The following is a 25185-nucleotide window of genomic DNA, read 5'->3' on the forward strand; positions in this document are numbered from 1 at the left end:
ATTTTTGTATCAAATCAATGGCACTTTCACAATAAAATCCGTCTCCGTTTCAATCGTTTCAAAGGGCTTGAAAGTCAGATAAGAATAGAGTTTCTTTAGGCTGTCAAGCCCTTGTTTGTTTGATGTTTCAACAAAACCTTTCCTTTGGAGATTGTTCTTAACAACCAAATAATCTTCTTCGATAAACACATCAATTTTCAAAGGATTTTCGTCTTCTATTATATTGTGCTTGATGGCATTTTCAAAGAGATTTTGGAGCGTTACAGGTACAACTCCATAAGTCAAATAATCTTCATCAATATTTATCTCAATCTGTAAACCATCCTCAAATCTTGATTTTTGGAGGTCAATATAGTTTTTTACAAAATTTAATTCATGCTCAAGTTGAACAGTTTCTTTTTCTTTGCTCTGAAGAATATATCTGTAAATAGCAGATAATTTTTGTAAAAACTTCGATGCCGTTTTGGGTTCTGTAATAATCAAACTATTGAGCGAAGTAAGACTATTAAACAAAAAATGAGGATTGAGATGATTAATGAGATTTTGGTACTGAATCTCGGTTTTGTCTTTTTCTAAACGTGTAGATTGGAGTTGAAGGTGATGGATTTTTTTACGTTGATTATTCTGAGACCGAACATAGCCATAAATCAATCCAGCCACAGCTAAAATACACAAAATAATAAACCAAGTAGTCTTATAAAAAGGCGTAGCAATAAATATTTTGAACGATGTTTCTTCGGTTTCCCAACTTTTATCTTTGGCTATTGCCTTCAATCTAAACGTATAACTCCCCGACCGAAGGCTGTTGTAATTTGCTTCAAAACTACTCGAAACAGTCCATTTTCCGTCTGCTCCTTCTAAAAAATATTGGATGTTATACGGAGAAGCGGCGTTATCAGTTAGCATTCCAAATTTTATTTGTAAGCTATTTTCGTGGGGTTGCAGGTTAATATTTTTTTGATGATGTAGGCTTGTTTCTATGCCATTGACGGCAATCATACTTACCAAAGGTTTATCTTTTTGAGGTCGGAATTTATACTTATCCGGATAAAACTCAACAATAATGTCTCTTACGTTTCCGATAATATTTCCATTGCTCAAAGTCATTAATTGATTGATGTAAGCATGATTATTTTCGCTTAAAGGCAACGTAAAATTGTAAAAACTATTTAATTTGGGATTGAAAATCGAAAACTGATTGTAGCAGGCAGTCCATATTTTTTCGTTTTTATCCTCAGTTACAGCCATCACATGGTCATTTATCAGTCCATCTTGCTGTTTGATTTGCTTACTCGAATCACTAACGGTGTTATAATAAATAAGCCCATCTCCTTTTTTTGCTATCAAAAGATTGCCTTTTCGGTCGGCTGTAAAATTGGAATAAAAAGCATCAATTGATTCGTCTTCATCACTATTTTTCATCCGAACCTTTTTGAGTTTGTTTTTATCAGTAGTAAATAAAAGTCCATTGTCAGTAATCACCCATAATTTATCTTTTACAAATGTAGGCTTTGTAAGAGAAACCGTTTTTTTTAATTCAGCAGATTCAAAAAATATGCTGTCTAACTGCTGTGTTTTTAGGTTCCATTTTAAGATACTTTTTGGTGCAATTCCATAAAAAATTCCTTTTTCAATGACAGCATCGCTGACTATCAGTTTATCAAATGGGGGTGTCCATTCAACTGGTTTGAAACTTCCCGAACCTCTTTTCGTCCACAAACCGTTAGAAGCCAAAAGAAATACCTGATTATCTAAAAAAATTAGTCTATTTACATCTTCTGGTGTGCTTTTTGATTTATTAGGTACAGAATTTTGCAAATCCCATGATTCTGATTTTGTAGTTTTACTATTAAATTTTACCAATTTTTTATCAGAAGTAGCATACCACCAAGTACTATCTTTGGGATTCTCTGTAACATAAATTATCGAATTGGCTTGCTCATTGGCGGTATTCACATTCAAATTATAAACCTTGTAAAAAGAACCAGAAATATTAGATTTTGAGATTCCACCAACACTACCAAACCACAAAGTACCGTCAGTTTCTTGCATAATTGTCCAGAAGAAATCCCCTGCAATTGTCGTAATATCGCCATTATCATGTTTGAAACGAGTGATTTTGTTTCCATGCAAATAATCAATCAGATACAATTCATAACTCCAAGTAGAAAGCCATAAATTGTGCTCTTTATCTTCAAATAACGTGCCTCCGGTCAGATTGGGATTTTGAGTGCTTAAATCAATCAAAAACTTAATTTTCTTGTTATTTGGGTCAAAACAAATTAGTTTTTTGAGTTCATTATCCATATACCAATAATGTCCATAAGGGGTTTTGCAGAGAGCAGAAACACTGTGATTATTGAAAAGTGTAGAGTTAGGCGAATTGACTGCCGAAATAATTTTTTTTTCATTTTTGTCGTAGTATTTCAGCCCTTTTCGTGTTGCTATCCAAAACCCTTTTCCATCTGGACTTTCTTCAAAACCGTTTTTCCTGATGCCGCCTTCAAAACTATTCTTCAAGGCAGGAGGTAGCTCAAACGAATCGGTCTTTTCATTTAAAACTGCAACATAAAAATCATTTGTAGCCCAGATTCTTTTCTGACTGTCATAGCAAATATTAAATATTACGGGATATTCTTGCTGTTTCGGAACTTGATACCGTTTGAATTTGCCAGTGGCCGTATTCAAACAAAATACGCCTTTATCTGTGCCGCCCCAAATATTCCCTTTATCGTCTTCAAACAGTTCGTGAACAGCACTATGAGGCAGAGAGTTTTTGTCTTTGGTGTTGAAATAAGTATAAAAGTGCTTACCATCATAGCGATTCAGCCCATTGTAAGTACCTATCCACAAGATACCCTTACTGTCTTTTAGAAAGCAATTAACATTGTTAAAACTCAATCCATCTTTTTCTTTAATATGCGAAAAGAAAAAAGGTTTTTGCTGCCCTTTTGTAGAGAATATTTTGAAAACCAATAGTATAAAAAAAGTACATTTTACCAATCCAAAATTAAATTTTAGACTTTGTTGAAAGTAAATATTTTTAAATCCAAAATCTGAAATCCGAAATCCGAAATCTTTTATCATTTTTCCAACCATTTTTTAAAAATTGGGGCTTTTTGGCGACTAATATCAATCTCAATACTTTGATAAGGCTCTTTCAGTTTTAGCATAAGTTTAGAATTTTCTAAACCCCAAACACGGCTAATTATATCAATATTTACGATGTACTGACGGTTGACTCTATAAAATCGGTCGGGGTCGAGCATGGCTTCTATTTCATCCATCGTATCACCATCTACAACATACTTATCGTTGGCTTTTGTATGAATAAACACCAATGAGTCATACTTAAAAAAGGCAATCTCAGAAGTTTTTATTGGCACCCAAGCGTTTCGATGGCTACATAAAAAATGTTCTTTATACACTGGTTTTGCCGAGCCACCCGACTGCAACATTTCAACCAAGCGATTGATGTCGAGTGAGGATTTCGACTGGCTTTTATTGATATTCTTTGCTTTCTGAATGGCTTTTTCTAAATCTTCGGGTTCGACAGGTTTTAATAAATAATCAATCCCGTTTACCTTGAAAGCCTTGATTGCATATTCGTTATACGAAGTAGTAAAAATAATTGGACACGAAAGCGTAAATTTTTCAAAAATCTCAAAACTTACTCCATCTGCCAGCTGTATATCTGCAAAAATCACATCAGGTTCGGCATTTTCACCCAGCCATCGAAGGGTAGTTTTTACACTTGGTAAAACCTCCAAAATTTTAATATCAGCATCAATTTCAGCTATTTTGAAGGTTAACTCCTTCGCAACTAACTTTTCGTCTTCAATTATAATGGCATTCATGGCTAATTCTTGTTTACTGTCGTAGATTTAAAATACTAATCAAATTTATTTTTAAAATCACTCAATTGCAAAAATTCGTATTTCAATAGCAGATTATTCAAAATGAATGGTAGGAAAACAAAAACGAATGGTTCTATAATTTTTACTATTCAAATCGTTTTTTTTACATCTCAACCTTATTTTTTTGTAAAAAAGTATTAAGTTGGCAACCTTTGTTGCACAACTCAACAAACCACCAAATGACACAAGCACAAATAATATTAGTTAGGCAAAGTTGGAGAAAATTAGATGGAATAAGCCCTATCCTACTCGGTGATGTATTCTACACCAAACTTTTTTTAGATTCGCCTCAACTAAAAAAAATGTTTAAATCATCTAAAGAAGAACAAGCAAAAAAACTAATTGATATGCTTCACTCAATTATCGTCAACCTCGAACGCCTCAGCGAGTTTACGGATGAAATAAAAGCAATGGCCATACGGCATGTTGGCTATGGTGTTGAACCCAAGCACTATGCCTTAGTGGGAAATGCTTTAATTTGGACCTTGCAAAACGCTCTTGGAAAAGATTGGAATCCCAGCCTCGAAGAAGCTTGGCTCGCTTGCTATACAACCCTTACCAAACAAATGCTTGATGCCTGATGTACAATTCAATGATACTATTTAGTAAACAAACCGAACAATTTACCGATTTCCCAAAAACTACTTGCACTATATGAAAATAGTATCATATATTTGTATTGAAATCAAAAACAAGAAATGATAGCAGAAGCAAACGACATAATAATCAACAAAGAGAAGTTTGAAAAAGCAGCTTATATTTTGAAAGCGGTGGCTCATCCTACCCGTTTGGCTATTATTCAATTATTGGATGCACAAGAAAATCTCATGGTCAACGAAATCTGTGAAACACTCAAATGTGAACAATCGCTGATTTCGCACCACCTGATAAACATGAAATTGCGTGGTATTCTCCAATCACATAAAGATGGGCTAAACGTATATTATTCGCTGAAAGAAAGAGAGGTTACCAATCTCTTGACTTGTATCGAAAATTGTAGTTGCAATATGTAATTTTTTTTAGTAACTATATGAAAACATTATCATATAACCATAAAAAGCAATTTATTGCAGAAACAGGCACTTTTATATCATAAATTTAGTTGTAAATCAACAATACAGTACATTTCCAGCAAGTACACCAAACATTTAAACGCACTTTGAACCAATATTAGTAAAGTATATTAGAACCATGGTAGTAGAACAAATTTATACAGGATGCCTCGCTCAAGGAGCTTATTATATCGAGTCAGACGGCGAAGTAGCCATCATCGATCCACTTCGTGAAGTTCACTCTTATGTAAACAAAGCAGAAAAAAATAATGCCCGAATCAAGTATATTTTCGAGACGCATTTCCATGCTGACTTTGTTTCAGGTCACGTTGAATTGGCTCAAAAAACTGGTGCATCCATCGTTTATGGCCCAAACGCCACACCATCATTTGAGTGTATTATTGCCGAAGACGAACAAATTTTTGAGGTTGGAAAAATCAAAATAAAGGTACTTCACACACCAGGCCACACAATGGAGTCGTCGTGTTATTTGCTAATCGACGAAAATGGTGTTGAAAATTGCATTTTCACTGGCGATACTTTATTTATAGGTGATGTTGGTCGCCCAGATTTGGCACAAAAATCAAATCTTACTATCGAAGACTTAGCGAGTTATCTATATACTTCTTTACACACAAAAATCATGGCCTTGCCCGATAATCTGATTGTCTATCCTGCCCATGGTGCGGGTTCGGCTTGTGGCAAAAACATGAGCAAAGAAACTTATGACACGCTCGGAAACCAGAAAAAAGTAAACTATGCACTTCAACCACAAAGCAAAGAACAGTTTATTGCGGCAGTAACGGATGGACTTACGCCGCCACCCTACTATTTCCCGAAAAACGTAATGATAAATAAAACGGGGGCAAAAACACTTGACGATGTAAAAACAAGCATTCAAGCACTTTCGCCCGAAGCATTTGAAGTGGCAGCCAACGAACTCGGTGCTGTAATGCTTGATACTCGTGCGGCTCAAACTTTCAAAGATGGATTTATACCAAATTCTATCAATATTGGCATCAAAGGTGACTTCGCTCCGTGGGTTGGTACGCTTATCACCGATATTGAACAACCGATTTTATTTATTGCTGACCAAGAAAGTATAGATGAAGTAATTACTCGCCTTTCAAGAGTTGGCTACGATAATATTGTAGGATATTTAGCTGGTGGTTTTGAAGCATGGAAAGCAGCAGGACAAGAAGTTGATACAATCGAATCAATTTCTGCTGAAGATTTTGCTAATAAATACGTCGAAAATGAAGGAAAACTTTTGGTAAAAGACGTAAGAAAAGAAACCGAATACCGTGCCGAACACGTAGAAGAAGCCGAATGCGTTTCGTTGGCATATTTAAGCAATAATATGGCAGCTTTCTCGAAAGATGAAACAAATTATATTCATTGTGCGGGTGGGTATCGCTCAATGATTGCAGCATCAATCTTGAAATCCCGAGGGTATGATAATATCGTAGATATAGCAGGAGGTTTTGCTGCGATAGCAAAGACAGATGTGCCTCGCTCAAACTTTATTTGTCAATCAAAGCTGAAAGTTTAATAATTATAAGTAATGCTTAGGGTTGAATAAACAAAAAAGGTAAGGTCAATTTTATACCTTACCTTTCTATAATGCCCTAATGATAAAATATAGTCTCATCAACATCAAAAGTATAAAGTTAAAATTCAAAAAAATATGATAGAACTCATCAAACAACCGTGGCATTGGGCAGTAGCAGGTGTGATGATTGGCCTAACAGTTCCGATTTTACTGCTCATTGGCAATAAAACTTTCGGAATCTCTTCATCGCTTCGCCATATTTGTGCCGCTTGTTTTCCTGCTGATATTCCTTTTTTCAAATACGATTGGAAAAAAGAAATCTGGAATTTGTTTTTTGTAGTAGGTGTACTTTTAGGTGGAATCATCGCCAATCAATTCTTATCAAATCCGAATGAATTTATTGTTAATGAAAATACCGTAAAGGATTTAAAAGCATTGGGCGTGACTGATTTTTCGGCCATGATGCCCAATGATATTTTTGGCGTAGAAAATATTTTCACGCTAAAAGGCTTGATTTTCTTCGTTGTGGGCGGTTTGATGGTCGGTTTCGGAACTCGTTACGCTGGCGGTTGTACGTCTGGCCACGCAATCATGGGCTTATCGAATTTGCAATTACCTTCATTAATTGCAACTATCAGCTTTATGGTTGGAGGTTTCGCCATGACGCACTTAATTATGCCTTACATCTTTAAATTATTCTAATCATGACAAAAGCAAATATAGATAATACCGTAATCGAAGAATTTGTGTGTGAAGCACCGAATAATCAAGTAAAAAAAGAAAGTCTTGCGAGCAATATCAAATACTTGATTGTTGGAACTGTGTTCGGAATTGTATTCGTTAAAGCCGAAATTATTTCTTGGTTCAGAATACAAGAAATGTTTCGTCTGCAGTCATTTCACATGTATGGCGTAATCGGCACAGCCGTTGTGGTTGGTCTGATTTCAGTTCAACTGATTAAACGATTCAATATCAAGACTTTAGCTGGAGAAACGGTTTCGATTCCTGACAAAACATTCAATAAAGGACAAATCTACGGTGGACTGATTTTTGGACTTGGCTGGGCAATTACGGGAGCTTGCCCTGGGCCATTATTTGCTCAAATCGGTAGTGGATTTTTAGCCATTACTGTAACTTTCGCCAGTGCCGTAGCTGGTACATGGCTTTATGGTGCATTCAAAAACAAACTGCCTCATTGAGCAATAGCATTAAAAGATTGAGGTTAGAGAAATGATTAGTCTAACCTCTTTTTTTATTGCCTTTACTCAGCACATTCAACAGTTTTGAACGAAAATTACAGAGAAATCATGCAAAAGTCGATTCCAATCATCACCATCGAACAGCTAAATGCGTGCGATAAAAATATCTTGATGAAACTTGATATTCGTCGATTAGAAGACCATTTAAAAACACTTTCTTCGGCTGACTTTCCGCACAGGCATGACTTCTATAATCTGATTTATATCAAACAAGGAAGCGGCACTCATGACATTGATTTTAAGCGGTTTATCGTTGAGCCGAATCAACTATTTTTCATGAACGATGGGCAAGTACATGAATGGAATTTAAGCCCTGATACCATCGGCTATACACTTTTTTTCAAAAAAGAATTTTATGAAGTCATCGAAAAAGGGCTTTCGCTACAAGCATTACCATTTTTCAATAATAGCACTAATGATGCTCCGATGATTGTATTTTCGGAAGAATATAGCCAACGCATTGAAAATCTTTTTGAAGAAATTATTTACGAATTTAAGGCTAATCAACCGCACCGAGACACGCTTATAAAATCATTACTCAAAATGATTTTGATACATTCGATTAGAGTTTACGAGCCATTTTATAAAGGCGATTCTACCGAGCTTAATGTATCAAAAATTAGAAATTTTGAGATGCTCATCGAAAAGCATTTTAAGGAATACAAATCAGTAAAAGATTTTGCTGATAAACTCAATATTACGGCAAATTACCTAAATGCCATTTGTACAAAAACCGTTGGACGAACGGCGGGTGAACTTATTAGAGATAGAATAGTACTCGAAGCAAAACGTCTTTTGTTGCACTCTTCGATTTCGGTTTGTGAAATGGCTTATCATTTGGGCTATGACGATTGTTCTTATTTTATCAGAGTCTTCAAAAAAGAAGTGGGTTCAACGCCCGAACAATTTCGCTTAATTAATCGCTAAAAATATGAAACCAACCCTCGATAATTGGAAATTATGGCTCGTTGTAAGCCTTACTCTCGGTTTAGCCCCATTCGTTCCTGAACCTCATATAGTTGGCAAACTTCGTTGGCTCATGGGTGGTGCAGTAGGCATGAAACCCATTGATTGGCTCGATTTAGTTCAACATGGATTTCCATTTGTGCTTCTATTTAGAGCATTATTTGTTAAATTTCGCAAATAGTACATTTCCAATATCAGATTTAGGACTTTTTACGGATAAACAAATACCAAAATAGCTAAAAAGTACTACATAATAAATGGAAAAGCCTACAAAAAAGTAAATAATTCTACCGAAATTTGCACCGAAGTTTAATTCTAATAGTAAATAATCACATTAAATATATGTTTGGCAAAGGTTCGAAATTATATAGCATTTTTGCGATGAAATGTCCAAGATGCCACGAGGGTGACGTTTTTGAAACCCAAAATCCTTATAAAAAAATGACCGCAGTTAAAGAAACTTGCTCGCACTGTGGGCTTCGTTATGAAAAGGAAATGGGCTTTTTCTACGGAGCAATGTATGTGAGTTATATGCTCAACATTGCACTTTTCGTTACTTCAGTAGTAGCTTATTTTATTTTACTTGACCAATACATCAGCGGCACTACGCTTATGATAATTTACGTTTCGCTGACTGCTATTTTAATGCCCGTTTATTATCGACTTTCACGCACAATTTGGCTTAACTTTTTTAATAGTTATGACCCCGAAAAACGTGGGGCAAAATAATGTTATTGTAAAGGAGTGTAAACAAAATACGCTCCTTACTTATTTATAAAACACTGATATTCAAAACATTAACAACTACTTTATTCTTTCTTTCTCACTTTTTACTGCATTTATAGTATAAATCATCGAACATGATTTTCATCATTTTTTTGGTGGTAACATTCTGCAAACTTTGACTCATTAATTCAACAAAACACTCGAATCACGATGAACAATCTTTGCTCTAACCGTTGCCCGTAAATGAATTTATTTTCTCCATCTATATGAAAATATTATCATTTAAACATTCAAAACAATCATCCAAAAAATATTAAAACAATGAAAATCGAACAAATTTATACGGGTTGTTTGGCACACGCGGCCTATTATCTTGAAAGTAACGGAGAAGCTGCTATTTTCGACCCACTTCGTGAAGTACTACCCTACATCAATAAGGCCGAAAAAGATGGAGCAAAAATAAAATTTGTTTTTGAAACCCACTTCCATGCCGATTTTGTGAGCGGTCACCTTGATTTAGCACAAAAAACTGGAGCAAAGATTGTTTATGGCCCAACAGCCAAACCAGCTTTCGAGGCTATAATTGCCGAAGATAATCAGATTTTTGAAGTAGGTGCTTGTAAAGTAAAAGCCATTCATACACCTGGACATACGATGGAAAGTACAACTTATATGCTCATTGATGAAAATGGCAAAGAACATGGCTTAATTACTGGCGACACACTTTTCATCGGTGATGTTGGTCGTCCAGACTTGGCTCAGCACGTCATTGCCGATTTGACACAAGAAAAACTGGCTGCCCATCTTTTCGACTCTCTTCGTAATAAAATTATGCCTTTGTCTGATGATTTGATTGTTTATCCAAATCACGGTGCGGGCAGTGCTTGTGGTAAGAATATGAGCAAAGAAACTACTGACAAACTCGGCAATCAGAAAAGATTTAACTATGCTTTACGTGCCAATATGACCAAAGAGGAATTTATTAAAGAAGTTTTGACAGGCCTAACCAATCCGCCAGCCTATTTTCCGAAAAATGTTTTGATGAATATCAAAGGATATGAAAGTATTGATACGGTTTTGGATAGAGGCGAAAAAGCACTTTCAGCAAGTGAGTTTGAAGTAGTTGCCAACGAAACCGATGCACTAATTTTGGATAGCCGCCAAACCGATGATTTTGCGGCAGGATTTATTCCGAATAGCATTAATATCGGTCTTGATAGCAACTTTGCGATGTGGGTGGGTGAATTAATTCCTGATATTAAGCAAGAAATTTTGCTTGTGACTGACGAAGGAAAAGAAGAAGAAACCATCACTCGATTGGCTCGTGTGGGCTACGACCACGCCATTGGTTTCTTGAAAGGAGGCTTTGAAACGTGGGAAACAGCAGGAAAAGATATTGAAACTGTTGATAGAATTTCGGTAGATGAATTTGTTGAAAGATACAAAAACGAACAACCACTCGTAATTGATGTAAGAAAGAAAAGCGAATATGATTCCGAACATATCATTGATGCCATCAATATTCCGCTCAATGCGATTAATGAACATTTGGCCGAAATACCAAAAGAGAAGCCATTTATTTTGCACTGTGCGGGTGGCTACCGAAGCATGATTGCCGCTTCAATTCTAAAGCAAAGAGGCTGGGATAATTTTGTTGACGTTCGTGGAGGCTTTGCTGCTATCTCAAAAACCGATGTTCCTAAAACAGCTTACGTTTGTCCAAGCACACTTTTGTAGTTGACAAGTAGCTTAGAAATCGCTCGCCATATTTTCATGAAGATAAATATAGCGGGCGATTCTTATTTAGGCATTTTACTTCCCACTCGAAAACTAAGCCAAATCGTTTTTTGTCCATTGACTACTTAATTCGTAACTTTACAGCAAAAAACACTTTATTAATGATTCCATACGGAAAACAACACATCACCGATGAAGATATTGCCGCTGTTATAGAAACGCTCAAATCTCCATTTTTGACATCAGGCCCAAAAGTTGCTGAGTTTGAGGCAGCTTTTGCCCAATATATCGGCTGTAAATATGCCGTTGCGGTAGCAAATGGCACAGCAGCCCTACATATTTCCTGCATGGCTTTGGGTGTAAATGCTTCATCGAAAGTTATAACTACACCTATAACTTTCTCAGCCTCTGCTAACTGTGTGCGTTATTGTGGCGGTGAAGTTGTCTTTGCTGATATTAATCCCGATACAGTTTTATTGGATATTGACAAGGTAAGAAACATACTCGAACAACATCCGAAAGGCACTTTTGAAGGAATCATTCCTGTTGACTTTGCTGGCTATCCCGTTGATTTAGAGGCATTTAGAAAACTGGCCAATGAATATGATCTATGGATTTTAGAAGACGCTTGTCATGCTCCAGGCGGAAGTTTTATTGATAATTCGGGCAAAAATCATCGATGTGGAGATAGTTCTTTGGCCGATTTAGCCATTTTTTCATTTCATCCTGTGAAGCACATTGCAACTGGAGAAGGCGGAATGGTGACAACCAATGACGAAGAACTATATAAAAAGCTTAAGCAATATCGTTCACACGGAATGGTTTATCAAGGCGACTCTGCTTTGATTGAAAATCACGGTGGTTGGTACATGGAATTGCAAGAGTTGGGTTATAATTATCGTATGCCTGATGTTCTGTGTAATTTGGGAATTTCGCAGCTAAAGAGAGCTGAAGAAGGTCTTGAAAAACGCCAAGCAATTGCCAAAAGATACGATGAAGCCTTTGCTGGAACGAGTGTAAAAACTATTATTCCGCCTAATAATGTGAGTCATGCGTATCACCTTTATGTGATTCAGATTGAAGACCGCAAAGGTTTGTACGATTACTTACGCACAAAACAAATTTTTGCTCAGGTGCATTATATTCCTGTTCATTTGATGCCTTATTATAAAGGTTTGGGAAGTAAAACGGGAGATTTTCCGAATGCTGAGAAGTATTATGAGCATTGTTTGAGTATTCCAATATACCCAACATTGACTACTGAAGAACAAGCGTTTGTTATTTCGGAAATATTGGATTTTGTGAAATAATTTTTCTTTTATACGGAGACGTTGCATGCAACGTCTCTACCAAATTTCTACAAAACAAAACTACAATTTGGCATTGACCAAATCCAACCACATTTGTTTTCCTTCACAATTCCAATGCGAATCACCTTTTTCGTAAAGAACTTTCTTTGATTTATGATAAGGTGTATAAATATCAAGAAAAGGAGTTTTTAAATCTGAATGTTGATGTATTCTTTCAATTAAGTGATTATATTCTCCTAAATCCGTCCCGAGAATCGAAGTTTTATTTGGAATAATAGATAGATAAACTTCATCAAAACCTGTTTTTTTGTAGAATTGATAAGTTTCATTCACGTTCTGAACCATCAACTTTATTTCTTCCTCAGAAATTTCATCAAAACACGAATTGATCCCCGAAGGCTGGGCATCTACTTTATATAAAAGGTATTTTTCATCTTTTGAAAGCATCACTTTTTCATCAAGTCGGTTAAATAATTTCCAGTTTAGCCAAGCCTTCCATTCTTTAAAGGTCAAGAAAAAATCTGATGAAAAAAGTATTGATTCGTGGCGTTCGGTATTATATGGCACCTCATAATTTAAAACCTTTTCTTTCAGAGTTTCTTCTTTGTTTTTTTTCAAAATAGGTTGATTTACAGATACTTGTAGATTAGTAAAAGGTTTTGCAAATCGTTCTCGGAAATGGCGTTCAACAGTTTCAATAATTAAAATATTTCGTTTTGAAGTATCCAATTTTACATTAACTGTATCAGTAATAAAATATCTATTGTAGTTGTCTAAGCCTTTAAAATGATTCTTTTCGATGCGTTCTTTTTCTGTAAAACTATCACCCATAATTATCAGCGAAGTATTTCCAGATTGCGTTTTTTGTGGAACAGAGCATTGCTCCAACGGTGCTTTAAACTGTGCCAAATTCGACATACGGTATAAATCACCATAGCGGTAATCATCTTGAGTAATTCCGTTTTCATGCAGCCACTTAGCCACAGAACCCGAAAACCCTAAGTACCAAAGTAGCGAAAATACTATTAATGCTCCTAAACGAAATATCTTTTTCATTATAAAAATCGAATTGAAAACTGCGATTCTTGCCACAGATTAAAACTGAAAATAAATAAACTGATTTGAGGTAAATACACCCAAAAAGTAGCAAAGCACTAATAAAACTGTAAATTTCAAGTAAAACTGAGGAGTGTTTTGAGTGCGTATTTGCATCATAAATTTATCTTTTAAGAGCAAAACCGCAATCAAAAACCAACAAAATGCCATTTCGTTGACACCAAACGGCGTTGCAACTGAGCTGTAAGTATTGATATGTAGAATCTTTGATAAAATTATCTTTGCATTACTCATACCTTTTGCACGGAAAAATACCCAAGTCAGCATCACTAATAAAAAAGTAAAAGCTAAATTGAAGGTACTGATAATGTTTTTTGAGAAATATTTTTCAGCGTTGAAAGGAGTATATTTCTTGCGAATTTGTGCCAAAACTAAATAAATTCCGTGTAATGCTCCCCAAACAATGTATGTCCAAGCAGCACCATGCCACAAACCACTCATCATAAATACAAAGAAAAGATTAAAGTATTTGCGAAACTCTCCTACCCGATTTCCACCGAGCGGAATATACAAATAATCTCTGAACCAACCCGACAGCGAAATATGCCAACGACGCCAAAATTCATTGATTGATTTGGCAAAATACGGGGCTTCAAAGTTTTCCATTAGCCTAAAGCCCATCACACGAGCCGCACCAATGGCAATATCTGAATATCCTGAAAAATCGCAATAAATCTGAAATGTAAAGAAAATTGTGGCCACCAAAAGCGTAAGTCCATTGTGGTCATAGGGGTTATCGTATGAATAATCAACGACCATCGCAAGGCGGTCAGCAATGACTACTTTTTTGAACATTCCCCAAGCCATTCGCATCAAACCAGCCTTCAAGTTTTCAAAATCATACTCAAATTTCTTATGAAACTGCCAAAGTACATTTTGCGGCCGTTCGATTGGGCCTGCAACTAATTGCGGGTAAAACATGACATAAAGGGCATAGATCGCAAAATCTTTTTCAGCTTTTTCATTGCCACGATAGACCTCAATCGTATAACTCATGGCTTGAAATGTATGAAATGACAGCCCAATTGGCAATAATATCTTCAATAATTCAAGTTGGGTTGATGACCCTAAATGAAAGAAAACATTGTTGATATTTTCGATGAAGAAATTATAATATTTAAAATAAGCCAAAAAACCGATATTTGAGATTAAACTTAGCACCAAAAGCCATTTTCTTCGGCTACCTTCGGCATTTTCAATCCAAATTCCTGCATAATAATCAACTACAATCGTGACAAATAGAATAAGAATGTAAATTGGTTGAAAAACCGCATAAAAATAACAACTCGCTAAAAGTAAAAGCCAGATTCGTCCACGATGTGGCAGACTAAAATAAGCCAAAGTAACAACTATGAAGAAAAAAATAAATTGTAGCGAATTGAATAACATTGAATGCTGATAAGTATCTGATTGCTGATTTTATATCCAAAGTTCAGCTTAAATATTAAAGTTTCAAAGCATTTTAGCTTCTAATCAGCATTTTTCATTTTTTCTTGATGTTTTTTCCAGATGATATTTGACTTTTAAAATCTAAAACACTATCTTTGCACCATGATTACGGTTCCATAGCTCAGCTGGATAGAGCAACAGATTTCTAATCTGTGGGTCATAGGTTCGAATCCTATTGGAATCACAAATAAAAATCTTATTCTAAGTCATTTAGTAGGAAAAGCAGGCTCAACGGCCTGCTTTTTATGTTTTTGAGCAATTTTTTCACAATAGTACCGATTAATAAATAAATCCGAAAGTTGCTCACATTTTTGGCTTCTTGCTCACATGTTGTAATGGACTTGGCTCACCAAACACATACAACAAAAATGAAACACAAAAAAATGCTAAATGTGCATTTCTTTCTGCTCAACGCCGAGTCAAATCAAAATCCAGACAAAGCCCTCACAATCAAGTATCAGCTCGAAATCGAAGGACAAAAACGAGATACCTCAATCTCAACAAGTATCAAAATCCCTCACAAATTTTGGTGGGCCTACAAACCAAACCAGCTCGAAGCACCTCCCATCAGCGACGACGGTCAGCCTCAATTCGTCATCAACACCTATTTCGAGGCCGAACACATCAACAAAAAGTTGATGCAAATCCGTCAGGCGTACAAAGAAATCTTTGCATCCCTGCAAATTCTCAGCAACGACAACCCCTCTTATTATCAGCTCAGAGAAATGTACGACCACGAAAACCGAGGTGTCAAACGCAAGATTATACCAAGATTCCTCGAAGTGCTCGACGAAATGCTTGTTACCTACAACAAAAAACGCAGGTGGGACAAAGGCACATTCAAAAACTATCAAATCCGCAGAAAAAACATCGAAACCTTTTTCAAAGCAAAAAGGTACTCAAAACTGCTCGTCACCGAAGTAAAATACAAACACATCGAAGAGCTGATCGACTGGATGGACCTCCAAACTGACGAACAAAATAATCAGCTCTATGGTCAAGACCACCGAAACAAACACGCAACATGTATGAAAACCGTGCTTGACTTTGCCGTCAACCGTGAGTATCTACCCACAATGCCAGTCGCAAAACTGCAGCTGGAGTATAGCACCCCAAAGCCACCAAATTATTTACGAAGAAAAGAAAGGCTTATAATTGAGAACTGCGATGCTCCCTCAGTCGAGCGTATCAAAGATGTTGCAATTTTCCTAATGTACACTGGTTTCAGTTATGTAGATTATATGGCTTTAACCGAAGACTCGCTTGATGGGCTATGTTGGAAAGTACAACGAGACAAATCCGATATCTATGCCCTACCACCACTTTTTCCGCAGGCTGCAAAAATCATCGAAAAGTATGGAGGCATCAGCAAGCTCCCAAAATACCACATTTCAGACCTAAACAAGGGCTTGAAACACTTAGGAGACTTTGCCAAAATACACGAAAAAACAGTTGGTTTTTCACTTTCATCCTCAGTTTTTCGTGAAACCTTCGCTTCAATGCTCGAAAACGAATTCATGCTTGATCGTAAACTCATAAAATTTATGATGGGTCACAAGCACGAAAGGCAGCTAAACAATTACAGTACTGTTCAAGGTGGCAAAATTATCCACGAAATGTTTAAAGCCTCCGATACACAAACTAATATTGTGCATCAAGAATATAAACATTTCATTGAAAAATTGAAAGCGGCATAAAAAAGGGGCATCATTGCCCCTTTTTCTTACAAATTACAAAGTGATTTAAGTTCTTCCCAAGACACATCCTTTCTTATCCTTCCAGCTTTTATTCCTTTTACCTTCACTAATCGGAATGAAAACGTAGCTCCCGGCGGAACAACAGTCTCATTCTCAATATACAGTGTAGATGATAAATAATTGTAACTACAATCAAGCTTTACGAAATCTTTTTTATCGGTCGTATATGAATATCCTCGAAATGGTAATGGTGAAATTATTCCATTACTATTGATAAATAAAAATACAAATTCATCAGGAGCTATTCTGCTTTTAGGTGAATAAATTCCGATAACACTAATATCTTCCGTAAAATCCTCGTAAGTAGCACCAAGTGCATCAACTCCATTTCTGCCATCTTTTCCATTCACACCGGCGGGACCGGCGGGACCAGCAGGACCGGCAGGACCAGCAGGACCGACAGGACCAGCAGGACCTATTGGTCCTGCCGGCCCAATAGCACCTCTTGGACCTTGTGAACCTTCCGGTCCAACTTCTCCTTGTTCCCCTTTACATCCAATTAAAAAAGAAATAACCAGCAGCGTAGAAAGTAACTTTTGCATATTGTGTTTAGTTTTAGTTAGCTGGCAATTTACACAACCAATTTTACATTTTCCACAAATCCAAAATTACTTTATTATTCGGTAGCTGAATCTGTTGATTCCCGATCAAATAATTATTCCCCTGAGCATGAATCGCAAAAGCCGCATCAAAGCCTTTTCTGTGGCTATCTATAACCGAAATATCATAAGCCGATAGCGTCGCTGGAGTGGTCGTCGAGTGCGTATTTCTCCTAAATCTCTCATATCTGGCATAGAAATTCGCCGCCAAACTTGCCATGCTCAAGCTCACACCCCCGTATGTATTACTCGCTTTCGGGCTTCCCGAAACCAAGCCTTCAAAAAACAAAAGCCTTGGAGCAAACTTATTATTTCCTTGATTAAACTGCGGAGAAATCCCAACCTGTTCAGTTTTAGGCACCGCTCCGTTCATCAGCAAGCTCGAAAACTTAGTCTTAATCGGAAACAGCTGCTCACCTTCACTACCAATCGCCGAGCTGTACTTCTCAAAAAATGTCGGAACTGGCTTCAAAGAAGCATCATTAGTGTCCAACTCACACTCAAGCTCAATTCTGTTATCGAGCACAGGTGCTTTGTTTGTCAATCTCGGAAACTTATTCGACCAATCCCTTACCACCGCCTGAGCCAGCATTACATCTACAAACTCAATCGAAAGTTCTCGCTTGTTTGTATCAAAAAACAAAGCAAGATTAAACATCTTTCGTAGCTCCTTCAAAAAATCAGGAATCGAAATTTCTGGCAAATGATTAGCATAACTAATGTTTGTAGCTCCATCGAGCGAGAAAGTATTATACAAAATCAACCTTTGAACTCGCAAATCCGAAAAGAAACTGCCCTTTATTTTTATGTCGCAAATCTCACCAATTCGCTTCAAAACATACCTCAAAAACATCATCGGCACTTTCGGGCCAGCCGTATAGGCACCATCAACGTAGTTATTCACAAAACCCAAATAGCTAATAGAGCCACCATTTGTGCCATAAAATGCAGGATTTTCAATCGTCGGAAAACAAAATTTGGCCGTCATCGGGTCAGGATTGGCATTCAAAACACCTGGTATTGCTTCGCTCCCAAAAGGCAGCATATTAAGAGTCGTTTTCTGATAATCGCCAAAAATCTCACCCAAATTTTGAGTATAGAATACCACAAAACCTGAGCTCGAAACACTCTTGAGCTGAACAAATCCTCTCTCGATAACTCGCCCCGCAAAACTCAGCTCAGCGTAATATTTTTTGAAATTATACCTTACTTGCGGATGCCCATAATTACTGAAAATCTTATTATTCGCATCGCACCATGGCAGTACAAAATCAAGCATTTTTGCCCCACGCACGCTATCAAAATCAAGCATGGGATTATACCTTTGCAGTAAGTAATTTTTTCCCTGGCTAATTACTGCAGTCTTACCGTCGATTGTTAGATTGAACATAATAATTAGAGGTTAGATTTTTCTTCTGCATCAAAAGCTGCGGCAACTGCATCCTGAATTTCATGTAATGAAACCCCCGTAGGTTTTTCCTTAATACTGCTCAAAATCGGGTTGGTTGTGCTCGCAATCAGCTCTATTAGTTGCGTAATTGCCATCGCAGTATTTGCCTGATTTTCTTTCATTTCTTCAAATAGCTGAAAGCTCCGAGCCGTCACCGCCCTACTTTCGTCCATGCCTGAGCCAAAATTATAGTTCGGGTCGCCATTACCATTTGCGTAGTATCCACGCAAACTAAAAGGCTCTAAATAATTGATGTACGAACCACCTTCGCCAAACACCCCACCCGACTTAAATATCCTTGCACCGTTTTTGTGCAGCGAGCTGTGCATCAGCTGATCAATCACATCCTTATTATTAGCATACGTCAATTTGCTCAAAATCATAATCGGTTCTTTGCCCTCCATTTCGCCCAGGTATTCACCAGTGCGTTTATCCCAAAGACCAATTCCACCATCAGCGTGCGACGACCCCTCAGGCACACCCGCATTTTTGATAATCGTACCTTTTTCAAACTGAGGTCCACCATCACCACCACTATTATTCACCGGCTCCTGATTCACCTGAGGCGGAGAAGAAGGGGCAGCCGAACCAGCCAATTCAGCGGGTGGTTCTTCGGCTTCCATCAATTCAATTTTTGCGTCGGCATACCTCTGAGCTAAATAAGCAGAAGGCAAACCCAAAATACCCATCGTTCCCATGGTTTTCACAAAGGCAGCTCCAGCCTCCAATCTTGCCATTTTTATCGAAGCTTTTTTCTGCTGATACCAAAGCTCAAGTTTCTTTTTTCTCAATTCTTCATTCGCAGAAGCTTCAATTGCACTAACACCACTTTCATATTCTGCCTTAGAAATCAAACCCTGGTCATATTTCTCTTTCCAAGCCGCAAGCTGATTTTTCTTATTATCATTTATACGCTTTTCTTCCTTCTTGAAAGCCACTTCGGCTTCCAAACTCTGAGTTTTGTAATAATTGCCAACGGCTTCAACCATTGAATCAAAAATCTGCATAACTGCTACAGCTACAGCATTGAACTCAGCCGCCGATTTTTTCATTTTCTCGTCAGTCCCCGCAAACATATTCACCATGCTCGTACTAAAAGCTTGGTAATTCCCTTCAAGCATAGCCTTAATAGCATTCGAGGCATTCGAGGCAAAATCCGCAATGGCCGCACTGGCGGCTTGGGCATTTGCTTTTGCTTCTTCGGTATTCGCATCCATCAGCGATTTCCAAGCAGCTTTCAAATTGCCAAAAACTCCGAGCTTACTTTGCTCTAAATCTTTGTCAATCGCCTTAGAATCCGCCGAGTACTTCTCATCAAGTCGCTTTTTCTCCGCAATTTCCCATTCTTTTATTTGCTTAATCTGTGCAGCAGTCAGATTTGTATTGCTGAGCTTTTCAGTAGCAATCTTTCTAAGATTTGCCACTTCTTCTTCATACTCGATGCGAAGCAATTCCCTTTGCAAAATCAATCGAGCAGTATTACCAAGATTTTCTTGCTTCAAAGCATCTTCAATGGTGCGTTTTTTCGACTCAGTAAGCATCTTTTCTATATCCTCACTGTTCTTTTTCTCACGCTCCTTTGCCGTATCCTGAATCTTTTTCAGCTCAGCATCATACCACAAATCAATCACTTTCAAGCCTTCGGCAAATTTCGTTTGGTCGGTGGTCAGCTTCTTGAGCTGCTCAAACTTCGCATTATATTTCGCCTGCAAACTCCTGGTCTCACGAGTGCGTTCATCAGTGTCCAGCTCCTCCAAAAACTTCTGATATTCTTCCTGGCGTTTACGCTCTTTTTCATCAGCATCTTCCTTAATTTTATCAAGTTTGGCTTGATGGTTTTTTTCTGCAGTTTCAAAATATTGCTGCTTCAAAGCGTTATTTGCCTTAGATTTTTCTATACCCGCAACCTCACGTCTATACCTGGCATTTTCTGCTGCAACTTGCCTATCAGTTTCGTTTTTGATAGCAGCTATCTGCATATCTTCTATCTTAGTAGTGAGCTCAGAATTTGCCTTTGCCCGCTCGTCAGCACTCTTTTTTGCCTGTTTTATCTGCTCTTTAGTAAGCGAATCCGCCATCTGTTTTTGCTGGTCGGTGCTTTGCTGAGTAGTCTTGGTTACATTATCGGTATGCTTTTTCGTCTGAGTTTCAGCCTCCTTATGTCCAGATTTGAGAGCATCGTTATAGCCTTGCATCGCAGATTTGCCAACATCCGAAAAACCATTCTTGATTTTGTTCCAAACCGTTGAGAAATCAAGGTCCAAAACTGCCTTACTTACATCCCAAATCAACGAAACTAAACCTTTGAAAGCTCCCCACAAAAATCCAACCGTGGTCCGAACACTCTCAAATTTATTATATGCCCAGACAAGCCCACCAACCAAAGCCGCCAAAGCAGCTACAACCAACCCGATCGGGTTCGCACTCATGGCCGCATTAAGCAACCATTGAGCCGCTGCCGATGCCTTAGTAGCAATCGACCGACCTTCTTCGGCAGCTGCATGAGCAAGAGCCGAAGCCGCAGCAGCAATATTGGCAGCATTCAAACTCACAAGAGCCACACCAAAACCGATGAAAAGTTCTTTGTTCTCGATGATAAATTTCGGCAAAGCAACCAAAGCCGCACCAAGCCCCATCAAACCTTTCACAACTGCCAAAACTATCGGCAATAAAGCTGTACCCAGTTCCACAGAAAACTGAGTCACAACCTTTTCCACCTTCGCCAATTCGGCAGCAGCATTCTGATTTTTTTTGTTGAATTCTTCTGTCAAACTCGTACCTTCGGCCATTGCTTTTGCTGCAAATTCCTGCTTTTGCCTTACGATATCAGTTTGATTCGAGAGCAAAGACATAACCTTTGTAGCTTCTTGTGACTTAATACCAATCGAATCAAGCCTACTTGCCAATTCAGTGTTAGAAAGCCCTTTGAAGTGTTGAGCAAGTTGTAATAAAAATTCATTAGGATTAGTATTAATGAGCTGCTTCACTTCCTTGGTACTTAGGTCCATTTCCTTAGCAAAGTCCTTAGCACTTTTTGAAGCTGTCAATAAAATATTACTCGTACCACTGGCAGCAATATCCGCAGTAAGTCCAAGCTCCTCAAATGCAGCACCCAAGCCCATCGTTTCAGTAATCTGTGGGCTTAGGTCACCGAGTTGTCCCATACGTGCGGTAAAATCCGAAATCACTGGAGCGGTTGCCGAGCCTGATGACCCTAATGCATTAAGGGCTGAACCAATATCGTTGATGGCTTCACCAGCCTTCATATCCTTCGTTTCCTTGAATAACTTTTGAAGTGTACCCAATTCCTTTCCTACCTGCTCTGCTCCACCCTTAAACTCATCACCCAAGGCAACAACCGCCTTATCAACAGATTCCACAAACCCCAAAACTTCGTCTTTTGCCACACCAAGCTGTCCACCAACTTTTGCAATATCAAGCAAAGCTTCTTTGGCTGTTCGAGTATCAATATCATCTATACTATCCGATAACTCCTTTACTTCATCGGTTGTCATGTTTGCAGCCTTCTCAATATCGCTCATCGCATCGCTGGCTTCGGCTGCGGCTTTGACTGATTTTACACCAAAATCTACAACTTCTTCAATTGCATTTTCGAGCGTCACAGCTGCAAAAGCACCCGCAAAAGCACCTTTGAAAGATGTCCAAACACCTTCTTGCTCCTTTGCCTGCCCCTTTATTTTGTCCATATTTTTAGAAGTCGCATCCATGGCAACTTCTACATCCGCAATTTCCTTGAGCTTCGCAATCCATTCATCACTCCCCGTTTTCAAGTCCCCCAACTGGCGAGTAAGGTAAGTTTTCAAAGCTTTCATTTCGTTCAATGAAGCATTCGCAAGGTCCAAATTTCTCGTTTGGTCCTTGATTTCTACATTCACATCACGCTGAAGTTTTTTCCATTCTCGCCATTCATCGGTGCCTTTTTGACCGTTGAGTTCGAGCAATTTGAGTTCGGAGTTTACATCTTTTAGCCCCGATTTGAGAGAAACAATAGATTTTTCGGCTTCATCGCCCAAAATTTCGAGCCGTAATCGGGCTACATCGTTAAGACCTGCCATGTGGATTTTACAAAAAAAGGTACGATGCGAATTTGCACCGTACCTTTTAAGTCTCACAGGACAGAAGTTTATACACAAAACGCCCTCCAACGTCATATTTGGAGGGCGTTCAAATATCTGGGGTTCCAACTTTCGTTAGCCGAAATGTCTGCGGGAGCGGCTCACGTTGTTAGCACGCACTCCCTTGAATTTCGTCAAACTACTGGTTGGAAAAAGAAAACTACATATACAATTCTTTGCTAATTTCTTTGTGTTCTGGAATATCTTGCTTAATAAATTCTGAAATGGTGGAGCGTGTTTGCGAGAACAAACGATTTTTGAATTGTCCACTTTGCTTGGAAATGTCTATTCCGTTTTCATCGAACCATCTTACGGAACAATGCCAAAAGTTTGAGTTTGTGGGTGTATGAAGAACTTTACAAAAGGCTTGAAAATTATCATTGCTCTTTTTATATGGTACTACATGACCATCTAAATCACTAATTTTAAGAAAAAAATAGCTCCTATCAGTTTTGTAACTAAAATCTTTCTCAAAAACAGGCATCTTTACATCGGTATTCTCAACCCAGTAATCTATAAAGTAAGAAAAATCTTCACATTCTTTTTTAAATTCTATTTGCAAGTCTTTTATTTTGAAAGTCCCAAGTAAGTTAGTGGACAAATCTTGCATGTGTCCACTCGGAACTTCTTCGCTTTTTAAATGACCTGTTTCTGTATCAAGATAATCCGAAGTTTTTGTATGACGAACTAAATAATAATTACTTAATGATGTTATTTTCTTGAAACTTCTTTTTGGTAACAATATCTGAGGATATTCATTATGCTTGCTGTCCTTTTTGAATAAAATTTTGCTTAAAGTCTTTAATAGTATCCGAAAAGTTACCACCAAATGAATATATATTTTTCTTGTCTTTGTATATGTTGATGACTGTTTCTGCGTAATCATCTATTTCGTTTTCAAAAAATAAATCAATGTATAAATTAAAATCTGTGCATTTTGCAGTAAATAAAATACTCTTATCTTCTGTTATTTCAATACTAACTCCATGTGGGTCGCATTCAACAATATTTGAAATTACAGCTAACACACAAAATTCAATAGTTTCGTAATCAATTCCCTTTAAAAAATTACTTTTAAGGCTATATAATGAATCGAATTTCTTTCTTAAAGAAATAGCTTTATTATGAATCTTACTTTCATTTAAATAATGGATAATCTCTTCTTCAAAGATGTCATTATTTTTGATTTGGACAGGATATTTAGAGTTTAAAATACTATTATCTTTCCAAACCTCTTCTTTACTTGCACAGGAAACCTTTGCAATACTAATGGTATTGCGAAAATAATCTCTTTCGAGATTATCAAAAGTTTGAGGAATGTCTGCTGCTATCATTTGTGTATATAGATTTTAATAAATAGGATTGAGACTATCTATGTACGCTTGAGTCAATGTCTTAAAATAAGTTTTCTTTTCTAAGGTATGTGCATTATCAATTAATTCATAAAGGAAATATAAATTATTTGTTCTTATCTTGTCATTTGTAACAGCAATGTCTATTACAGATAGAAATTCATTGCTATTTGGATTTTGGGCATTAGATAACTTATTGGCAATATTAATGATAATGTTATACACCTCAGAATGTAAAACTTTTCTGTAATTTGAACTAATATCTTGAAAGTCGAAATGATTTGTTAAATCAACTCTTACGATGTCAGTTAAATCAATATTCTGAAAATGACTAATATATCTTAATTGAATACTGTTATATCTAATAATATGACCTAATTCAGAAAATAGCTCTAATACTTTTTTAACTTCTGGCATATAAATATCCCAAGAAGGATATGAATCAAGGCAGTTGAAAATAATTGTATATGGTCTTAGTTGTATTTTAATGACATTGTTAAAAAGTACCCATTCTTCTGAACCAAAACCTAATGTAACTCCGTTACCAGATGGTTGTTCTGTAAACTCAATTACTGGATTCTGCGGATTAGGGGGTGTTAAAGGTAATATGTAATTACTTTTCTTTGTTAAAATATCATAGAATTTCCCCAATAAGATTTGATATGGTATATTAGAAGTATAATTTAAAAGCAATATAGAATCTTTGATTCTATCGGGTGTAATTTTTTTTGGCGTTCTGTTCATTAGATTAATAATCCTAATATTTGCCTTTGCAATTAAGGCACAATTTAACTACTATGCAAAATA

21 protein-coding genes and 1 tRNA gene are annotated in these 25185 nt (G+C 37.1%); 12 read left to right on the forward strand and 10 right to left on the reverse strand.

Features of this window, described 5'->3' with window-relative positions; all coding sequences use genetic code 11:
• Positions 1-9: 9 nt before the first annotated feature.
• The gene (locus tag ABR854_RS08945) at positions 10-3087 is read right to left on the reverse strand and encodes a ligand-binding sensor domain-containing protein (RefSeq protein ID WP_350265061.1); all 3078 of its coding nucleotides are present in this window, start codon (positions 3085-3087) and stop codon (positions 10-12) included.
• Positions 3084-3857 (reverse strand): LytR/AlgR family response regulator transcription factor, encoded by a 774-nt coding sequence (locus ABR854_RS08950; protein ID WP_350265062.1) that lies wholly within the window; start codon positions 3855-3857, stop codon positions 3084-3086. Before ABR854_RS08950 ends, ABR854_RS08945 begins: the two co-directional genes overlap by 4 nt.
• A 239-nt stretch (positions 3858-4096) precedes the next feature.
• Between ABR854_RS08950 and ABR854_RS08955 the strand changes: the two genes are divergently transcribed.
• From ABR854_RS08955 to pseC, 10 genes are all read left to right on the forward strand, one after another.
• Positions 4097-4498 (forward strand): globin domain-containing protein, encoded by a 402-nt coding sequence (locus ABR854_RS08955; RefSeq protein ID WP_350265063.1) that lies wholly within the window; start codon positions 4097-4099, stop codon positions 4496-4498.
• A gap of 117 nt (positions 4499-4615) precedes the next feature.
• Entirely contained in the window at positions 4616-4930 is a 315-nt protein-coding gene (locus ABR854_RS08960; protein ID WP_350265064.1) for an ArsR/SmtB family transcription factor, read from the forward strand.
• A gap of 178 nt (positions 4931-5108) precedes the next feature.
• Positions 5109-6521, forward strand: a complete 1413-nt coding sequence (locus ABR854_RS08965; RefSeq protein WP_350265065.1) for an MBL fold metallo-hydrolase — start codon at positions 5109-5111, stop codon at positions 6519-6521.
• 135 nt (positions 6522-6656) lie between these two features.
• Positions 6657-7223, forward strand: coding sequence for a YeeE/YedE family protein (locus tag ABR854_RS08970; protein WP_350265066.1), 567 nt, complete (start codon positions 6657-6659; stop codon positions 7221-7223).
• Between the two features lie 2 nt (positions 7224-7225).
• Positions 7226-7720 (forward strand): DUF6691 family protein, encoded by a 495-nt coding sequence (locus ABR854_RS08975; RefSeq protein WP_350265067.1) that lies wholly within the window; start codon positions 7226-7228, stop codon positions 7718-7720.
• A 108-nt stretch (positions 7721-7828) separates the two neighbouring features.
• Positions 7829-8707 (forward strand): helix-turn-helix domain-containing protein, encoded by an 879-nt coding sequence (locus tag ABR854_RS08980; RefSeq protein ID WP_350265068.1) that lies wholly within the window; start codon positions 7829-7831, stop codon positions 8705-8707.
• A 4-nt stretch (positions 8708-8711) separates the two neighbouring features.
• Positions 8712-8927: a hypothetical protein gene (locus tag ABR854_RS08985; RefSeq protein WP_350265069.1), complete on the forward strand. Its 216-nt coding sequence runs from the start codon at positions 8712-8714 to the stop codon at positions 8925-8927.
• A gap of 260 nt (positions 8928-9187) precedes the next feature.
• On the forward strand, positions 9188-9475 hold the full coding sequence (locus tag ABR854_RS08990; RefSeq protein ID WP_350265070.1) for a DUF983 domain-containing protein: 288 nt from the start codon (positions 9188-9190) through the stop codon (positions 9473-9475).
• Between the two features lie 318 nt (positions 9476-9793).
• Complete coding sequence (locus ABR854_RS08995; RefSeq protein ID WP_350265071.1) at positions 9794-11209, forward strand: MBL fold metallo-hydrolase; 1416 nt, start codon at positions 9794-9796, stop codon at positions 11207-11209.
• 161 nt (positions 11210-11370) lie between these two features.
• A complete protein-coding gene (pseC, locus tag ABR854_RS09000) occupies positions 11371-12519 on the forward strand; it encodes a UDP-4-amino-4,6-dideoxy-N-acetyl-beta-L-altrosamine transaminase (protein ID WP_350265072.1) in 1149 nt (382 codons plus the stop codon).
• Between the two features lie 60 nt (positions 12520-12579).
• On the opposite strand, the gene ABR854_RS09005 is transcribed toward pseC, so the two are convergent.
• Together ABR854_RS09005 and ABR854_RS09010 are read right to left on the reverse strand one after the other, a co-directional pair.
• On the reverse strand, positions 12580-13575 hold the full coding sequence (locus ABR854_RS09005; RefSeq protein WP_350265073.1) for a hypothetical protein: 996 nt from the start codon (positions 13573-13575) through the stop codon (positions 12580-12582).
• A 39-nt stretch (positions 13576-13614) separates the two neighbouring features.
• Positions 13615-15024, reverse strand: coding sequence for an MBOAT family O-acyltransferase (locus tag ABR854_RS09010; protein WP_350265074.1), 1410 nt, complete (start codon positions 15022-15024; stop codon positions 13615-13617).
• Between the two features lie 170 nt (positions 15025-15194).
• On the opposite strand from ABR854_RS09010, the gene ABR854_RS09015 reads away from it, so the two are divergent.
• A tRNA-Arg gene (locus ABR854_RS09015) sits at positions 15195-15268 on the forward strand.
• A 184-nt stretch (positions 15269-15452) separates the two neighbouring features.
• The gene (locus tag ABR854_RS09020) at positions 15453-16781 is read left to right on the forward strand and encodes a phage integrase SAM-like domain-containing protein (RefSeq protein WP_350265075.1); all 1329 of its coding nucleotides are present in this window, start codon (positions 15453-15455) and stop codon (positions 16779-16781) included.
• Positions 16782-16807: 26 nt separating this feature from the next.
• On the opposite strand, the gene ABR854_RS09025 is transcribed toward ABR854_RS09020, so the two are convergent.
• The 6 genes from ABR854_RS09025 to ABR854_RS09050 all read right to left on the reverse strand — a co-directional run bounded on the left by ABR854_RS09025 (position 16808) and on the right by ABR854_RS09050 (position 25122).
• Positions 16808-17383 carry a hypothetical protein gene (locus ABR854_RS09025; protein WP_350265076.1) on the reverse strand — a complete coding sequence of 192 codons (576 nt, stop codon included), beginning with the start codon at positions 17381-17383 and terminating at the stop codon, positions 16808-16810.
• Positions 17384-17426: 43 nt separating this feature from the next.
• On the reverse strand, positions 17427-18830 hold the full coding sequence (locus ABR854_RS09030; RefSeq protein ID WP_350265077.1) for a hypothetical protein: 1404 nt from the start codon (positions 18828-18830) through the stop codon (positions 17427-17429).
• A gap of 5 nt (positions 18831-18835) precedes the next feature.
• Positions 18836-22966 (reverse strand): phage tail tape measure protein, encoded by a 4131-nt coding sequence (locus ABR854_RS09035; protein ID WP_350265078.1) that lies wholly within the window; start codon positions 22964-22966, stop codon positions 18836-18838.
• A 220-nt stretch (positions 22967-23186) separates the two neighbouring features.
• A complete protein-coding gene (locus tag ABR854_RS09040) occupies positions 23187-23768 on the reverse strand; it encodes a hypothetical protein (RefSeq protein ID WP_350265079.1) in 582 nt (193 codons plus the stop codon).
• A gap of 16 nt (positions 23769-23784) precedes the next feature.
• Entirely contained in the window at positions 23785-24360 is a 576-nt protein-coding gene (locus ABR854_RS09045) for a hypothetical protein (protein ID WP_350265080.1), read from the reverse strand.
• A 15-nt stretch (positions 24361-24375) separates the two neighbouring features.
• Positions 24376-25122 (reverse strand): TIGR04255 family protein, encoded by a 747-nt coding sequence (locus tag ABR854_RS09050; RefSeq protein ID WP_350265081.1) that lies wholly within the window; start codon positions 25120-25122, stop codon positions 24376-24378.
• Between the last annotated feature and the right edge of the window lie 63 nt (positions 25123-25185).

This window comes from Emticicia sp. W12TSBA100-4, assembly GCF_040253585.1.
In the GTDB taxonomy this organism is placed as follows: Bacteria; Bacteroidota; Bacteroidia; order Cytophagales; family Spirosomataceae; genus Emticicia.

What these genes read in the sequence shown, in the direction of transcription:
- ABR854_RS09025 (WP_350265076.1), bottom strand. Translation starts at nt 17,383, where the DNA reads ATGCAAAAGTTACTTTCTACGCTGCTGGTTATTTCTTTTTTAATTGGA.
- ABR854_RS09030 (WP_350265077.1), bottom strand. Translation starts at nt 18,830, where the DNA reads ATGTTCAATCTAACAATCGACGGTAAGACTGCAGTAATTAGCCAGGGA.
- ABR854_RS08970 (WP_350265066.1), top strand. Translation starts at nt 6,657, where the DNA reads ATGATAGAACTCATCAAACAACCGTGGCATTGGGCAGTAGCAGGTGTG.
- ABR854_RS08945 (WP_350265061.1), bottom strand. Translation starts at nt 3,087, where the DNA reads ATGATAAAAGATTTCGGATTTCGGATTTCAGATTTTGGATTTAAAAAT.
- ABR854_RS08950 (WP_350265062.1), bottom strand. Translation starts at nt 3,857, where the DNA reads ATGAATGCCATTATAATTGAAGACGAAAAGTTAGTTGCGAAGGAGTTA.
- ABR854_RS09050 (WP_350265081.1), bottom strand. Translation starts at nt 25,122, where the DNA reads ATGAACAGAACGCCAAAAAAAATTACACCCGATAGAATCAAAGATTCT.
- ABR854_RS08960 (WP_350265064.1), top strand. Translation starts at nt 4,616, where the DNA reads ATGATAGCAGAAGCAAACGACATAATAATCAACAAAGAGAAGTTTGAA.
- ABR854_RS09035 (WP_350265078.1), bottom strand. Translation starts at nt 22,966, where the DNA reads ATGGCAGGTCTTAACGATGTAGCCCGATTACGGCTCGAAATTTTGGGC.
- ABR854_RS08990 (WP_350265070.1), top strand. Translation starts at nt 9,188, where the DNA reads ATGACCGCAGTTAAAGAAACTTGCTCGCACTGTGGGCTTCGTTATGAA.
- ABR854_RS09010 (WP_350265074.1), bottom strand. Translation starts at nt 15,024, where the DNA reads ATGTTATTCAATTCGCTACAATTTATTTTTTTCTTCATAGTTGTTACT.
- ABR854_RS09005 (WP_350265073.1), bottom strand. Translation starts at nt 13,575, where the DNA reads ATGAAAAAGATATTTCGTTTAGGAGCATTAATAGTATTTTCGCTACTT.
- ABR854_RS08980 (WP_350265068.1), top strand. Translation starts at nt 7,829, where the DNA reads ATGCAAAAGTCGATTCCAATCATCACCATCGAACAGCTAAATGCGTGC.
- ABR854_RS08995 (WP_350265071.1), top strand. Translation starts at nt 9,794, where the DNA reads ATGAAAATCGAACAAATTTATACGGGTTGTTTGGCACACGCGGCCTAT.
- ABR854_RS09045 (WP_350265080.1), bottom strand. Translation starts at nt 24,360, where the DNA reads ATGATAGCAGCAGACATTCCTCAAACTTTTGATAATCTCGAAAGAGAT.
- ABR854_RS09020 (WP_350265075.1), top strand. Translation starts at nt 15,453, where the DNA reads ATGAAACACAAAAAAATGCTAAATGTGCATTTCTTTCTGCTCAACGCC.
- ABR854_RS08955 (WP_350265063.1), top strand. Translation starts at nt 4,097, where the DNA reads ATGACACAAGCACAAATAATATTAGTTAGGCAAAGTTGGAGAAAATTA.
- ABR854_RS08985 (WP_350265069.1), top strand. Translation starts at nt 8,712, where the DNA reads ATGAAACCAACCCTCGATAATTGGAAATTATGGCTCGTTGTAAGCCTT.
- pseC (WP_350265072.1), top strand. Translation starts at nt 11,371, where the DNA reads ATGATTCCATACGGAAAACAACACATCACCGATGAAGATATTGCCGCT.
- ABR854_RS08975 (WP_350265067.1), top strand. Translation starts at nt 7,226, where the DNA reads ATGACAAAAGCAAATATAGATAATACCGTAATCGAAGAATTTGTGTGT.
- ABR854_RS08965 (WP_350265065.1), top strand. Translation starts at nt 5,109, where the DNA reads ATGGTAGTAGAACAAATTTATACAGGATGCCTCGCTCAAGGAGCTTAT.